Origin of the sequence: Flavobacterium sp. K77, assembly GCF_021608205.1 — a bacterium.
In the GTDB taxonomy this organism is placed as follows: Bacteria; Bacteroidota; Bacteroidia; order Flavobacteriales; family Flavobacteriaceae; genus Flavobacterium; species Flavobacterium turcicum.
Genome location: NZ_JAKIHO010000009.1, coordinates 1 through 15,510 on the forward strand (window position 1 = coordinate 1; position 15,510 = coordinate 15,510).

Below are 15,510 nucleotides of genomic sequence, written 5' to 3' on the forward strand. Positions count from 1 at the left end.
TAAGGTTAGATACGAAGTTTTTTTGATGGCTACGATCGTTGGAGTCATTTTGCGGGTTTGATGGGGGAATTAGGCAGTGATTTTGTAGTTGGTCTTCTTTATATAGTCTTCACTATAGTTTTGTTTTCGTCTATATATATGTAGCTATTGAAAAATTCGTCTATCATACGTGAAGCTCGCGTTAGGGATAGCAGCGCAAAGCCCACAGGCACGACCTTCTTGAGGGAGTGGCGAGGACTTGTAGCGAATAGCCCGACGCCTTTCTTGATCTTGCCAAACCAAAAGGCAAAAGCAAGAAGGGCGGAACGCCCTACTGTGCCTTAGCAGCTTTGTTTATCCAGGATTCATTAAGATTATCAAAATCTACAGGCTGTGCAGGTTTTTGATTTTGTAATCGGCCCGATTCGAAAGCGCGCATCAATATTGTCTCTATTAAAAAATCCTCATTAACCGTGTACGGTTGGTATTTGGTCTTGAGATTGATATCGAATAAACTCGCAGCGGTGTTAGACCAAAAGGCTTTCCAACCACTTTTAAGGTTTTTGACCAGTTCATAGGTTGTATTCCCTGTTTGGCGGTGGATCAATTTGACTAAAATCTGCCCTTGTTTGCGAGATAGTTTTTTGAGCTTGGCCTCGAACTCATTGGTTAAATAGGTCTCTACTATCTTGAAATACTTTTTCTTTTCCTTACTGGTCTTTAAATTTGCCATTCCTATATTAAGGTTAGTCAAACGTTCCGAAGCCAACTTAGCATACGGATAAGTTTTTAGCACTCTATTTTGCAGGAGTAAAAACTGTTTTTTTGCCTCGGGATCTAGTTTCTCTTTCGAGACAATGATTTCTGGAAGTTGAATGGTATCATTGGGATTAAAATCATCATCTAACTCATAGCCGATTTGAGTAGTATCTTTTGGTGTCACTTGACTAAAAGCAGGCACTAGACCAATTAAAAAGAATAAGAGGAAAAAAACTTGTTTCATGGGTAAAAATTTCAAATCAAAATTATGCATTATATCTGCAAGTGTAGTGCCAAATTTATAATTTAGCAAAAAAATAATTTTATGAGCACTACATCTATATTAAAGGAGTCGTCTTTGACCTTTTTAGAACAATACTTAAACAATGCTTCGCCTACAGGATACGAAAGCAGCGGGCAACGCATTTGGATGGATTATTTAAAACCTTATGTGGATACCTTTATTACTGACACCTACGGAACGGCCGTGGGAATCATCAATCCGGACGCACCTTATAAAGTAGTTATTGAAGGACATGCAGATGAAATTTCATGGTATGTAAATTACATAACTGAGGATGGATTAATCTATGTGATTCGAAATGGTGGATCAGACCATCAAATTGCCCCATCGAAACGCGTTAACATTCATACTAAAAACGGTATCGTAAAAGGAGTTTTTGGTTGGCCAGCGATTCATACACGTATGAGAGATAAGGAAGAAGTTCCTAAACTAACCAATATTTTCATTGATTGTGGTTGCGAAACCAAAGCTGAAGTAGAAGCTTTAGGAGTACATGTAGGCTGCGTGATCACCTATCCTGATACTTTTACAGTTTTGAACGGCAACAAATTTGTGTGTAGAGCTATTGACAACCGTATGGGTGGTTTTATGATTGCCGAAGTAGCGCGCTTGTTGCATGAAAACAACATCAAGCTTCCGTTTGGTTTGTACATTACCAACTCGGTGCAAGAAGAAGTAGGCTTGCGCGGTGCCGAAATGATTACCAAAACTATCAGACCAAATGTAGCCATCGTAACTGATGTATGTCACGACTCAACTACTCCTATGATTGACAAAAAAATTGAAGGAGACACCAAAATAGGAAAAGGTCCCGTTGTGACCTATGCTCCCGCAGTTCAAAACAATTTGAGAGAACTGATTTTAGACACTGCAGTTGAGAAAGAAATTCCTTTTCAACGATTGGCTTCGTCACGAGTAACAGGTACTGATACCGATGCTTTTGCATACAGTAATGGCGGCGTTGCATCGGCGTTGATTTCATTACCATTGCGATATATGCATACCACTGTAGAGATGGTGCACCGTGACGACGTTGAAAATGTAATCAAATTGATTTACGAAACATTACTAAAACTAGAGAACGAAGATACTTTTTCTTACTTCAAATAATTTTTAGGAGCTCATCCCGCTATCCGCTGTATCTTTTCCTGGCTAAAGAAGCCAGCAAAAGGATGCCGCTTTTATCGGGGCTAGCAAACCGGAATTCAATACAGAACTTAGTTTTTTTTCTGTACAACTCAAAAGATACGTTACTAAAAAACGCCATTCAAAATTTTAGTTTTGAATGGCGTTTTGATATTTAGTACAAAATAGGATTTAGCTCTTTGCTGATAAATATTCGTTTACATTTTTTGCTATACGTGCATCAATTTGTGTAATATCTGCTTTGACGAATTTTTCACCCAAAATATTCTCATACAATTCAATGTAACGTTCAGATACTGTTTCAATATATTCGTCTGTCATTTCCGGAATTTGTTGTCCTTCCTGACCTTGAAAACCATTTTCGATCAACCAACGACGAACAAATTCTTTTGATAATTGTTTTTGCTCTTGTCCGTTGTCTTGGCGCTCTTGGTATCCATCAGCATAGAAATAACGAGAAGAATCAGGCGTATGAATTTCGTCAATTAAAACAATAATTCCATCTTTTGTTTTCCCGAATTCGTATTTGGTGTCTACCAAAATCAATCCGCGACTCGCTGCAATTTCAGTTCCTCTTTGGTACAAAGCACGCGTATATTTTTCTAAAACCACATAATCGGCTTCAGTTACAATTCCTTTTGACAAAATTGCTTCGCGAGAAATGTCGGCATCATGTTCTCCATTATCCGCTTTTGTAGTTGGTGTAATAATTGGTTCCGGAAAACGATCGTTTTCTTTCAGACCCTCTGGCATAGCTACGCCGCAAAGTTCTCTTTTGCCAAGAGCATATTCTCGTGCTGCATGACCAGACAAATAACCACGAATTACCATTTCTACTTTAAAAGGCTCACATAAATGACCTACTGCTACATTAGGATCAGGAGTTGCAATTAACCAATTAGGAACAATATCCTGAGTAAGCTCCATAAATTTGGTAGCAATTTGATTTAGAATTTGACCTTTATACGGAATTCCTTTTGGTAAAACCACATCAAAAGCCGAAAGCCTATCTGTAGCTACCATAACCAAAAGATCGTCATTGATGTTGTACACCTCTCTTACTTTTCCGCGATACACCGATTTTTGGTTGGGAAAATTAAAATCAGTAGTTGTAATTGTGTTGCTCATTGTGTTTGTTGTGTGTTGTTTTTATGGATGCAAATTTAAAACTATTTCAAAGAGTTTCGCAAAGAAAAACTCGGAAGCTTTACTACTTGCTTTGATTTATTTTTTGAGTAAAGTAGTGTTGAACAAATCTAGAATTCGGCTGTATTCATCAACCCATGAATAGGTTTCCTTGAATCCGTGTGCTTCAACTGGAAAACTGGCCAAACTCCATTTTTTCTTTCCTAATTCAATGAAACGTTGTGACAAACGTACAATATCTTTGTACTCCACATTATCATCTACCATACCGTGAAGCATGAGCAAATCGCCTTTTAAATTATCTGCAAAATAAATTGGCGAACTTTTTTTGTACGCTTCTGGATCCGTTTCAGGGAAATTTAAAATATTACCCGTGTAACCGTGGTTGTAGTGTGCCCAATCTGTAACTGAGCGCAATGCTGCACCCGATGCAAATTCGCCAGGAGTAGTAAGCATTCCCATTAATGTAATAAATCCTCCGTATGAACCTCCGTAGATTCCTACTCGAGCTGGATCAACACCTAAATTGTTTACCAAGTATTTTTTACCATCAATTTGATCTGTTAAATCTTTACCTCCCATAAAACGGTAAATTGCAGTCCTGAAATCGCGTCCGTAGCCATCGCTACCTCTGTAATCTACATCAAGAACTGTGTATCCTAAATCGACCAAAAGGTTATGAAACATATATTCTCTGTGGTACGTACTCCAAAAATTGTGTGCGTTCTGCAAATATCCTGCGCCGTGAACGAATATAACCGCTGCTTTGTTTGCATTTGCAACCTCCGGTTTGTACAAACGAGCATTTACAGGAGTTCCATCTTGTGCTGTAATCGTGATCACTTCCGGTTCGCGCCATGCGTATCCGTTGAAAGCTGATGTTGTAGAATTTGTAATTTGTTGCAACTTTGGATTGGCAGTATTTGGTCCGACAAAAAGTTCCCAAGGTTTATTTTTGAAGGAATAACGAACCAACAAAGTACTTTCGTCAGGAGAAAGTGATACTTCGTGCGCTCCATCTTTTACCAAAATTGGCTGTAAAACTGGTTTATTCGAATCTAATTTGTAAAAACTTCTGTTTCCAGGATGTGTTGTTGTAGTAGTCAAATAAAAAGTCTTTTCGTCTTTGGCTAACAATGCAGAACGAACTTCCCAGTTGCCTTTTGTGAGTTGTGTTTTATTTTTACTTTTTAGATTATAAGTGTACAAATGCGAATAACCTGTCGCTTCTGATTGAAAATAAATAGTTTCATTATCTGCTAAAAAACCCAATGTTCCTCTGCCAAATGCGTTCGAAGGAATTCCAGGTCCTCCTATCCAAGCTTCGTCATGTTGGTGTTCTATTTCTTCAAAAGTTCCGTTTTCTAAATTCAAACTTACAATCCAACGGTCTTTGTTGTCTTGGCTGCGAATGTCACATACCGCAAAAGTTCCTTCGTCATTGTAAACGGGTTCTTGTACCACGATTAATTTATCCTTTTTATCAGAAGGTTTTGTAGCAGGATAATCAGCCAAATATTTAGGCACATCTTGAATGTGACTTAATTTTGAAAAATTAACAAAGTAAACGGAATCCTTGGCCACGTTGTAAATTCCGAATTTGGTATTCACAAAATTAGCCGTGGATACTTTTTCTTTTGTGTTTTCGATATCGTTATATCCATCATCGGTAATAAAAACCTCCATCTTTTCCGACTTGCGCTCCGCATCTTCCACTAATCGAAAAGTAGCGTAAGTTCCTTTTGGGTGCGCTTTTAAACTTCCTAAAGTATTTTTTTCGTAAAAATAAGGTTTTGCAAAATCCGATTTTGTTGCTTTGGCTGCGTTCCATTTTTTCAACGCCTCTTGATCTTTAACAAACTGAAACAACTCCGTTTGTTGTTTTTTCAAGAACGATTCTTTTTCTGTTGCTTGCTCCTCGCCTCTTCCTTTGCGGAAATTGGTCAATTGCACCACAGAGCCTTCTTTTTGATTGTATTGAAAAATATTATCTCCTTGTCTGAAAAACAAAACGGCCGACTCAGAACCCAATTGTAAGTTTGCAATTGGTGTGCTCATTTGAACTAGCTTCTTAGTTGTTTTCGATTTTGCATCGTACGAAAACAAGCGCCCTTTGTCTAAATAATAATGTAAATCAGAGTTGGTCGCTTTTTTTAAATCAAGTCGGGAAAAACCAGCTTGGGCTGCTGTTGCTAATTCGGGTTTAGTCATTCCTTTTTTCCAGAAATAAGTAGAAGTTCCCAATTCGTTATTGGGATTCCATTCAAAGAATACTTGTTGCCCATCAACAGACCAACGTTCGCTTTCTGGCGAAACACCAATAAAGCCATTACCTTTCATAATTTCTACCATTTTAAGCTTTTGCCCTTGCATGGACGAAAAGTAAAGCAATCCAAAAAGAAGTAGTATATTTTTGTTTATCATAGTTCGTTTTTTTTAGTTTAGTTTTTTAATTAGTAACTGGAAGTAATATATGCTCTTTTAAATGTTTTGCTACACTTTCTTGAACATTATCTCCTATTACTTCTAAATGAGCCAATTTGGCTTGAAGGCTTTCAGGTGCATTGCTCATAATTTTTCCTTGAGCAGCAGCGTATAACATTTGTTCATCATTGTATCCGTCGCCAAACGCAATTACATTTTCGAATTTCAAGTTCTCTAATTCTAGGATTTTGTCAATTGCTGTCTTTTTATCTACCGATTTCTCCATAAACTCTAAGCAATACGGCAAACTAAAGGCATGACTGAAACGCCCTTCGTGCTGTTCTAAAATTTGTTGCCGCAATTCTAAAAGCTTGCTGTGTTTGTGATGGGTAAAAAATACTTTAATAGCCGTAAAATCCTCAAGAGTTGCAAAATCAACTAGTTCAGGATGGTAATGAACCTCTGGCTGAAAAGCATTTAGTTGATCGTTGTGCTTATTTGTCAACCATACTTTTTCTCGAAAGAGCACCGTAGTAATTTCAGGATCAACTGCTGCTGAGAGAAGCGATTGAACGGACTCACTTGGCATATTAATTGAAAAAATTAGTTCTTGATTAGGTGCATGAATTCGTGCTCCGTTTGAGGTAACCAAATAAAAAGGCAATTCAAGTTTGGACACGATGGGCAGTGCATCTAAATGATGGCGTCCTGTTGCTATGATAATTAAAAAATTTTGGCGATATAGCTCTTGAAAAACACTCTTGGTGTAGGGTGCAATTTGGTGGTGCTCATTTAATAACGTACCATCGAGATCTGTGACCACGACTTTTATATTGTGTTGTAAACCCATTAGTAAAAAAGAAGTTTTTATTCTTTTCAAATTTATTGCATTTTTCATAGAAATAAAAAGATTGCAACGGCTTTTATTGACGAATTTAAATTGGAATATTGAAAACTATTAAAATTTAAAAAGCGTTTTTGATTCCACTTTGAATCAAAAACGCTTTTTTACAACAATAATATCTGCCAAAAAATTAATCGTTGTTCTCGATCATTTTATAGGCATCGATTACTTTTTTAACCAAACGGTGGCGTACAATATCTTTATCATCTAAGTAAATAATTCCGATTCCGTCAATGTCTTTAAGAACCAAAAGTGCTTCTTTCAATCCTGAAATTGTTCGGCGAGGTAAATCGACTTGACCCGGATCACCTGTAATCATGAACTTGGCACTTTTACCCATTCGAGTCAGAAACATTTTCATTTGCGAATGCGTAGTGTTTTGCGCCTCGTCAAGAATAACAAAGGCGTTGTCAAGTGTACGACCACGCATGAAGGCCAAAGGCGCAATTTGAATAATTCCCTTCAGAATATAATCTTCTAATTTTTCATTGGGTAACATATCTCGCAAAGCATCATACAAAGGTTGCATGTAAGGATCTAATTTTTCTTTCATATCACCCGGTAGAAAACCGAGATTTTCGCCAGCTTCAACAGCAGGTCTAGTCAAAATGATTCTTTTTACCTGTTTTTCTTTTAGAGCTTTTACCGCCATAGCCACTCCGGTATAAGTTTTTCCGGTTCCAGCAGGTCCTACAGCAAAGACCATATCGTTTTTCTCGAGCGTATCAACAAGTAATTGCTGATTGGGCGTCATGGCTTTTATTATTTTACCACCTACACCGTGAACCAAAATCTTGTCCTGCGCTTGAAACTTTCGGTCCTCTTGTACATCACCCATTATAACTCGCTCAATAACATTTGTATCTATATTATTGTACCGAGTAAAGTGGAGCATTAATCGCTCGAAACGTTTTTCAAATTCGTCTAAAACTTCTTTTTCACCAAAAGCTTTGATAGTTGTGCCGCGAGCTACAATTTTTAACTTGGGATAATATTTTTTAATAGTTTCAAGATGAGTGTCTTGAGCGCCCCAAAACTCTTTTGGAGCGATGTCTATGAGCTCGATAATTCGTTCGTTCAAATGATAGTTTATTTAGTTGTTTTAATTTAAAGTTAATCGCAAGCCTATGCCATTTGTATTTCCAACAATTTCCAAATTGTTATTATTTGTTTCAGAAGTTGTTCCTAGCCGATTATTGTATTGTGATATGGAATTTTTGATCTTTTTAGAAAAACCAATTTTAACTGGAATCGCAATAAGCATTGCTGCCAAACCTGTACCCATCATGATTTTGGGCACTGTGTTTCTAGGTTCATCATAGCCAGGATTCATACCTGAATCAAAATTAGATATAACATATGCCATTGCGCCAACACCCACAAGCACTGGACCAGCTAACAACATAGTATTACCCACTGTTTTCTTTCGTCGCCCTATGTTATACTCCTTCAACAAATCTGGATTTTCGGCCAGTGCAATACGCACCAAATTTGGGGTTAACACTGTATTTTTTTGGTTGGTAACAGTCCCACTTCCTCTGTAAACTAAGGTTTGGCTCCACGATTTTAAGCACATACATAAAAAGACTAGAAAAAAAACTTTTTGCTTCATACCGACACCTGATTCAAATTGAAAATTCTATTTAAAATAACGCTTAAAATACTTTAGCTTTGCGTCTCTCAAATTTAAGCAAATTTAAGATTACAAAACAGTAATAGTTAGAAAAAAATTATGTCAATAATTACCCTTACATCCGATTACGGCTTGAAAGATCACTTTGTGGGTGCATTGAAAGGGAAAATTTTATCTGAATTTGGAGAGGCTAAAATTATTGATATTTCGCACAATATTGACCCATTCAACACATTAGAAGCCAGTTACATAATTGAGGCTTCGTACAGTAGTTTTCCGAAAGGAACGGTACATCTTATTGGCGTAGATATTGAGCGTAATAAAGAGAATCAGCATATTGTAATGCAATGGAACGATCACTTTTTTATTGCAGCCGATAATGGTATTTTAAGCATATTATCGCAAAAAATTGTTCCGCAAAAAATTGTTCAAATCAATATACATGATCGTTTTCCTACTGATGCCACCGATTTGGATGTGTTTGTAAAAGTGGCTTGCCATTTAGCAAAAGGCGGAACTTTGAGTGTAATTGGTCGCGAAATAGATCAAATAAAACCTTTGACTAATTTTGAAGCGACCACAACCGATTCTGGCAACACTATTAAAGGACACGTAATTTATATTGATCATTTTGGCAACGTGGTGACCAATATCTCGAAAAAATATTTTATCGAAATTGCTAAAGGCAGACCTTACGAGATTGTTTTAAAAACTAAAAACATAAAAACCATCCTGACCAATTATTCGGCAGTGGCATACTCTGACAAGTACCCGATAAAATCATACGAAGGAGAGAAATTAGCACTTTTTAACGAAGCTGGTTTTTTAGAAATTGCCATTTTTAGAAGTAATCCATCAAAAGTGGGCTCAGCAAGTAGTCTTTTGGGACTAAATTACAGAGACGTTATTACGATTCAATTTAAATCAGAAAACAAATAAAAATCCAAAACTGTAAAATATAATTCATGTTCGTACGCATCGTAAAATTAAGTTTTCATCAAGAGCATATTCCTGCTTTTTTAAGCAACTTTGAAGAAGTAAAACACAAAATACGCAATTCACCGGGCAATCGTTTTTTAGAATTGTATCAAGATAAAAGCAACCCGAGTATTTTTTTTACCTACAGTTATTGGGAAAGCGAAGCTGATTTAGAAAACTATCGAAACTCAGCTCTTTTTAAGGAAGTTTGGGCATACACAAAAGCTTTTTTTAATGACAAACCAGAGGCTTGGAGCGCTGATAAACTAGCTTCTTTACAATAAAATCAATTATTAAGTGTTGAACAGCAAGGGTACATTTGTACTTTTTTCAATTTTTAAATACATCAAATGAAAGCAATCATTTTACGTGAAATTAAATCCTTTTTCGGCTCACCGATAGGTTATTTAGTAATCGCTATTTTTTTAATAATCAACGGCCTATTTCTATGGGTTTTTGAAGGAGAATATAATATCTTAAATACCGGTTTTGCTGATCTAACACCCTTTTTCACGCTAGCACCCTGGATTTTGATTTTCTTAATTCCGGCCGTAACCATGCGCAGTTTTTCTGATGAGCGAAAACAAGGGACATTAGAACTATTGCTAACCAAACCGCTTTCAGTTTGGAGCATTGTAAATGGAAAATTTATTGGCGCCATTGCTTTAATTATTTTGGCAATCGTTCCCACATTTATCTATGTTTTTAGCATTTCATCATTGGGTTTACCCGAAGGAAACATTGATATGGGCAGCACAATAGGTTCGTATTTTGGGTTGTTTTTTCTAATTGCGGCCTATTCAGCCATTGGGATTTTCACCTCTACCTTATCTGATAATCAAATCGTAGCTTTTATTGTAGCAGTTTTTTTATGCTTCTTTTTCTATTTTGGTTTCGAAGGATTCTCCTCCATATTACCTGTCGGATCTTCGTTTATAGCTTCGTTAGGAATGCAAGATCATTTTAAAAGTATGAGCCGCGGTGTACTCGATAGCAGAGACATCATCTACTTTTGCAGCATTGCGGTACTATTCCTTTCGTTTACTGTTTTTAATTTAAAATCTTTCAAATCGTAATGACATCTTTTAGAAAAAATAACATCAAATCGGTACTACTCGTTTTAGCAATTGTACTTGTTGTCAATGTACTTAGTCGTTCGTTTTTTCAGCGTTTTGATTTAACGGCAGACCAACGCTACACCTTATCCGGAACCTCTTTGGGAATCATAAAACAAGTTGATAATCCGCTGTCAATTAAAGTCTATATGCAAGGCGATTTACCTGCGGAATTCAAAAGACTACAGGTAGAAACCAAACAACTTTTAGAAGAATTTCAAGCCTACAACAGCAATATTGTATTTGAATTTGTTGATCCTTTGGAGAATGAGGAAAGCAGTATGGACAAAATAAAAGAGCTGTACCGTAAAGGCCTCACACCAATCAACATTACCGTTGACGATAAAGGAAAACAGTCACAAGCGATGGTTTTTCCGTGGGCAATTGCCGTTTACAACAACAAAGAGGTTAATATTCCTTTGCTTAAAAACATGATGGGCGCATCGACTACCCAAAAAGTAATTGGTTCTGTACAACACCTTGAATATTCAATTGCAGATGGTTTGAATAAAATTATCAAAGCCAAGCAAAAGAAAATCGCTGTAATTAAAGGAAATGGCGAGTTGCAGGACATTTTGATGGCAAAATTCTTATTGCAAGTACGCGAAAGCTATTACATCGGACCATTTACTTTAGACTCGGTTGCCAAAAGTCCCGTTGCAAGTTTAGAAGCACTTACAAAATACGATTTGGCTGTAATTGCTAAACCAACTGAAACCTTTACCGACTCTGAAAAACAAGTTCTCGATCAATTTATCATGAACGGCGGAAAAACCTTGTGGTTGGTAGATCAAGTGGTTGCAGAAATGGATAGTTTGTATAATGATGCTGGCGCTACATTGGCCTACCCTCGTGATTTAGGATTAAACGATATGTTTTTTAAATACGGTTTCCGAATTAATCCTGATTTAATAAAAGACGAGCAAGGAAGTCCAATTAAACTGGCTTCGGGCGAGCAAGGATCGGCTACACAATACCAAGAATTCAATTGGAAATTCGCACCGCAAGTGTATCCTACGAGCACGCATCCGATTGTGAAAAATTTAGGCGGAATCAAATTTGACTTTGCCAATCCGATCGACACTTTGAAAAACGGCATCAAAAAAACAGTTTTACTGCAATCATCACCTTATTCGAAAAAAATAGGAACACCAGCCGAAGTCAACTTGAATATTGTAGCCGAAAACAGCGTTCCACAAGAATATTTGAATAAAGGAAACCTACCGATTGCGGTACTTTTAGAAGGAGACTTTCACTCGGTTTATGAAAATAGAGTACTGCCATTTAATCAAAATAACTTTAAAGGCAGTGGAAAACCAACTAAAATGATAGTGATCTCGGATGGCGATTTAGTAAAAAATCAGTTAGATAAAAATTTTCAACCAGTAGAACTAGGTTTTGACCAACGCTCTGGAAATGTATATGACAACAAGGATTTCATGATCAATTGTGTAAACTATTTACTTGACGATACTGGACTTATTAACATTCGCAGCAAAGACTTGACGTTGCCATTGTTGGATAAAGAAAAAGTATATGCTTCGTATACCCAAACGCAGTTAATCACCATTGGATTGCCGCTTGTGGTATTGCTCGTTTTTGGACTGTTATTTACCTACATTCGTAAAAAAACGTACAGTAATTAGCATCAAATACTAAGACTTATTAAGTTGATTCAAACAACTTTTTAAGTAATAAAACCAACAATAGCTTGGCGGTGATAGCCACAGCAAGAACAAGAGTTTGAAAAGCTTTTTTTTAAAGAAATATGTTAATAAAAAAGTTTCCATACTAGAATAGTTTACGATATATTTGTACACCCTATTGCTTTTTTGATAGATGAAAAGGCTTTAAAAATAAAATAAAACAGATGAAATTTATAGTATCGAGTTCGTACTTATTGAAACAATTACAAGTTTTAGGTAATGTAATTAACAGCAACAATACCTTACCTATTTTAGATAATTTCTTATTTGATTTAGACCAAAATGTTTTGACAGTCTCTGCATCTGATTTAGAGACTACTATGTCTGCATCATTGACAATTGATTCCGAAAGTAAAGGAAGCGTTGCGGTACCAGCAAAATTGCTTCTAGAGATTTTAAAAACATTTCCAGAGCAACCCTTGACTTTTACTGTTGAAGAAAATAGCACTATCGAAATTAGTTCTAACTCCGGAAAGTATGCTTTGGCGTATGCACCTGGTGAAGAATTTCCTAAATCAGTTCAATTAGAAGATCCATCTGTTACTTTAGTTCCTGCTGATGTTTTGGCTACTGCAATTAGCAAAACAATTTTTGCAGCTGGAAATGATGATTTGCGTCCGGTTATGTCGGGAGTGTTTTTTCAGTTTTCGCCACAAGGATTAACTTTTGTTGCAACTGATGCACACAAGTTAGTAAAATATGCTCGTACTGATGTGACCGCATCGCAGGTAGCTGATTTTATCATGCCAAAAAAGCCTTTGACTATTTTAAAAAATATTTTAGGAAGTTCTGATGCTGAAGTAAAAATTGAATATAACGATTCGAATGCTACTTTTTCTTTTGATAATTACATTTTGATGTGTCGTTTAATCGATGGTAAATATCCAAATTACGAAGCTGTAATACCGAAAGAAAACCCAAATAAATTGATGATTGACCGTTCTCAGTTTTTGAGTTCAGTACGTCGTGTGGCTATCTTTTCAAACAAAACTACACACCAAATTCGTTTGAAAATTGCTGGAGCTGAATTGAACGTTTCGGCAGAAGATATTGACTATTCAAACAAAGCTGAAGAAAGATTGACTTGTGACTATCAAGGTGATGACATGCAAATAGGATACAATTCTCGTTTTTTAACTGAGATGTTGACCAACTTACAATCGGATATGATTATGCTTGAAATGTCTTTACCAAACAGAGCCGGAATTTTAACTCCAGTTGATGGATTAGAGGAAGGTGAAACCGTTACCATGCTCGTAATGCCAGTAATGCTAAACAGCTAAGATTACAATTAAAATACGCTATTAACCAAACCACTTTTATATTGAAAAAAACCGCTATTCAGATTTGAAAAGCGGTTTTTTTATTGATCAATTTTTGCTGAAATCAGCATTATCACCAGATTTTTTTACCTCAAAAATTGATACGTATTTTAGTATCTTAAATGATTTTTACTCTGTATTTATTTTAAATCACTCCCATTTTTTTCATTAAAAAAGTAGCGCTTTTGTTTTTACAAATTCCATCACGAAGTTTGTAATCAAAGTGGAGTTCATCATTAATAATCTCTACCTCAAAACATTTATTAGTTAAAACGTTAGGATAATCATTAGTAGTCAAACACACTTCGATATCATGTGTAGCAATGGCTCCGATGGCGTTTTTACCGATGGCTTTTTTTACTACTTCAATCGTTCCATTTCGTTTATCATCTGAGTTGGTTCCGCGTAATATTTCGTCTAATAAAACAAATGCGGGTTTACATTCAAGCTCGTCCATAATTTGCTTCAAGCGCTTAATTTCGGCAAAAAAGTACGATTCGCTATCTGCCAATGAATCTGATAAACGCATCGAAACCAAAACTGGTAACGGATGTACATTGGCAGCAGTAGCGCAAACAGGAGCGCCAATTCCGGCCAAAACCATATTAACTCCCAAACTACGTAAAAATGTACTTTTGCCCGACATGTTCGAGCCCGTTAAAATTAAAAATGACTGTGGGTGAAAAGACACCTCATTGGTTACTCTGCTTCGAGAATTTAGTAAAGGATGACTCAAATCTTTAAAATCAATTTGATACTTATCGTTAATCATCGGAAATACAAAATCTGGATTGTTATAGCTCAAATTAGCCAAACTATTCAACATCTCTATTTCGCCAATCACTTGCAACCATTTAGGAAGTTCAGTTCCATGCGTATTTTTCCAATTCAAAAGCTGCCTAAATACGTGTAAATTAAATAGAAAAGTACCATTAAAAACAGTAGCTGTTACAAAATTACCGATGCTATCCATCCTAGAAAACAATTCCGATAAGTATTTTAAATGCGCGCTTGCTGTACTTTGGTTACTCGATAACTGTTGTTGTAATTGCTTTAATTTTTGGGATGTAAACGACTCTTGTTCTATCTTTTGCATTAGCAAACTGTATTGAAAAATAATCGCATCAATTTTGGTTGAAGTTGCAACATCAGCCATAATTCGTTTGACAACACGACCTAAAATAATTAAGTTGAATACAAAAACGTAGCCTGCAAGAGTGGCATAATAAGCATTAGATGTAAAAGCATACACTAACAACAAACCCACAAATAAGGTGGGAGCAGCATACATAATTACTACAATCCAACGTGGCAGCGGTGCACTATTGAATGATTTCCAACGAAGTAAACTTTCGTAACTAGCTGCACTATCGTCTCCTACTTTTGCTATGGCTAAAAACTCTTGACGCCATTCGATTTTTGAGGCTAATTCCTGAATGGCTTCTTGATTCTGCTCTATTTCTAGAGGAGTTGCCGCAGCCAACAAACGATTCGCCAAGGTTTTCTCTCCAATATGTGTAGCAGTTCTATTAATATTTTGAAATAACGAATGCGCTCCAAAAATATCCAAATCATACGCATACGGATGCTGAAAGTCATTATGAGCGACACCATCTTTAAAAGGGATACTGCTGCCGTTTAAATAATCAATTTCATCCTTGTTGATATCGATCAGCGCTTGATTCAATTTCCTTTTTACGCCAAGTGTAGTATGCAATCGCATTAAAATTACAAATAGCACGAAAGAAATTGCAGCTGCTACGGCATAAATTGAGTCTGTTGTTTGATTATAATAGTAAATACCCATAAAAAAAAGCACAACAACCAATAATCTACCTATACTGATTGTGTTGTGCTTTCTTGAAAAAACGAGTGCTTCGGCAGTAAAAAGAGCGTGTTTTGAATTATAAATTTGCATAGTAATAAAATTGAAAAGCAAATATAGTGAAATTGCATGGAGCGCTCCTTTCTCAAAAAAACAGTGACGCCGCCATACTACAAGTCGCGAAATAACCATAACTTAAAAGCCTCCATTTGTTATCAAACAATTACAAATTCGAAAAACATTACAAGTAACTGTTAAAAAATTACAAC

At 36.2% G+C, this 15,510-nt stretch carries 13 protein-coding genes; 6 read left to right on the forward strand and 7 right to left on the reverse strand.

Going from position 1 to position 15,510, the window contains the following annotated elements:
* Positions 1-310: 310 nt before the first annotated feature.
* Entirely contained in the window at positions 311-982 is a 672-nt protein-coding gene (locus L1S34_RS13580) for a DUF4294 domain-containing protein (protein WP_236364471.1), read from the reverse strand.
* Positions 983-1,063: 81 nt separating this feature from the next.
* On the opposite strand from L1S34_RS13580, the gene L1S34_RS13585 reads away from it, so the two are divergent.
* Positions 1,064-2,152: a M42 family metallopeptidase gene (locus L1S34_RS13585; protein ID WP_236364473.1), complete on the forward strand. Its 1,089-nt coding sequence runs from the start codon at positions 1,064-1,066 to the stop codon at positions 2,150-2,152.
* A 207-nt stretch (positions 2,153-2,359) separates the two neighbouring features.
* Here the strand turns inward: L1S34_RS13585 and L1S34_RS13590 are convergent, their stop codons facing one another.
* From L1S34_RS13590 to L1S34_RS13610, 5 genes are all read right to left on the reverse strand, one after another.
* A complete protein-coding gene (locus tag L1S34_RS13590; RefSeq protein WP_166137642.1) occupies positions 2,360-3,316 on the reverse strand; it encodes a phosphoribosylaminoimidazolesuccinocarboxamide synthase in 957 nt (318 codons plus the stop codon).
* A gap of 96 nt (positions 3,317-3,412) precedes the next feature.
* Positions 3,413-5,758 carry a S9 family peptidase gene (locus tag L1S34_RS13595; protein ID WP_236364475.1) on the reverse strand — a complete coding sequence of 782 codons (2,346 nt, stop codon included), beginning with the start codon at positions 5,756-5,758 and terminating at the stop codon, positions 3,413-3,415.
* A 25-nt stretch (positions 5,759-5,783) separates the two neighbouring features.
* Positions 5,784-6,638 carry a Cof-type HAD-IIB family hydrolase gene (locus tag L1S34_RS13600; protein ID WP_236364477.1) on the reverse strand — a complete coding sequence of 285 codons (855 nt, stop codon included), beginning with the start codon at positions 6,636-6,638 and terminating at the stop codon, positions 5,784-5,786.
* A 154-nt stretch (positions 6,639-6,792) separates the two neighbouring features.
* Entirely contained in the window at positions 6,793-7,743 is a 951-nt protein-coding gene (locus L1S34_RS13605; protein ID WP_210791483.1) for a PhoH family protein, read from the reverse strand.
* Positions 7,744-7,764: 21 nt separating this feature from the next.
* Positions 7,765-8,238: a hypothetical protein gene (locus tag L1S34_RS13610; protein ID WP_236364479.1), complete on the reverse strand. Its 474-nt coding sequence runs from the start codon at positions 8,236-8,238 to the stop codon at positions 7,765-7,767.
* A 156-nt stretch (positions 8,239-8,394) separates the two neighbouring features.
* Between L1S34_RS13610 and L1S34_RS13615 the strand changes: the two genes are divergently transcribed.
* The 5 genes from L1S34_RS13615 (at position 8,395) to dnaN (ending at position 13,377) form a co-directional block, all read left to right on the forward strand.
* Complete coding sequence (locus tag L1S34_RS13615; RefSeq protein ID WP_236364481.1) at positions 8,395-9,234, forward strand: SAM hydrolase/SAM-dependent halogenase family protein; 840 nt, start codon at positions 8,395-8,397, stop codon at positions 9,232-9,234.
* Positions 9,235-9,260: 26 nt separating this feature from the next.
* Entirely contained in the window at positions 9,261-9,557 is a 297-nt protein-coding gene (locus L1S34_RS13620; protein WP_236364483.1) for a putative quinol monooxygenase, read from the forward strand.
* Positions 9,558-9,623: 66 nt separating this feature from the next.
* Positions 9,624-10,349: a gliding motility-associated ABC transporter permease subunit GldF gene (gene gldF, locus L1S34_RS13625; protein ID WP_236364485.1), complete on the forward strand. Its 726-nt coding sequence runs from the start codon at positions 9,624-9,626 to the stop codon at positions 10,347-10,349.
* Complete coding sequence (gene gldG / locus L1S34_RS13630; protein WP_236364487.1) at positions 10,349-12,034, forward strand: gliding motility-associated ABC transporter substrate-binding protein GldG; 1,686 nt, start codon at positions 10,349-10,351, stop codon at positions 12,032-12,034. Before gldF ends, gldG begins: the two co-directional genes overlap by 1 nt.
* 224 nt (positions 12,035-12,258) lie before the next feature.
* A complete protein-coding gene (gene dnaN / locus L1S34_RS13635; RefSeq protein WP_166137668.1) occupies positions 12,259-13,377 on the forward strand; it encodes a DNA polymerase III subunit beta in 1,119 nt (372 codons plus the stop codon).
* A 184-nt stretch (positions 13,378-13,561) separates the two neighbouring features.
* Here dnaN and L1S34_RS13640 read toward each other — a convergent pair whose 3' ends face one another.
* Positions 13,562-15,334: a MutS-related protein gene (locus L1S34_RS13640; protein ID WP_236364489.1), complete on the reverse strand. Its 1,773-nt coding sequence runs from the start codon at positions 15,332-15,334 to the stop codon at positions 13,562-13,564.
* Positions 15,335-15,510: the final 176 nt, after the last annotated feature.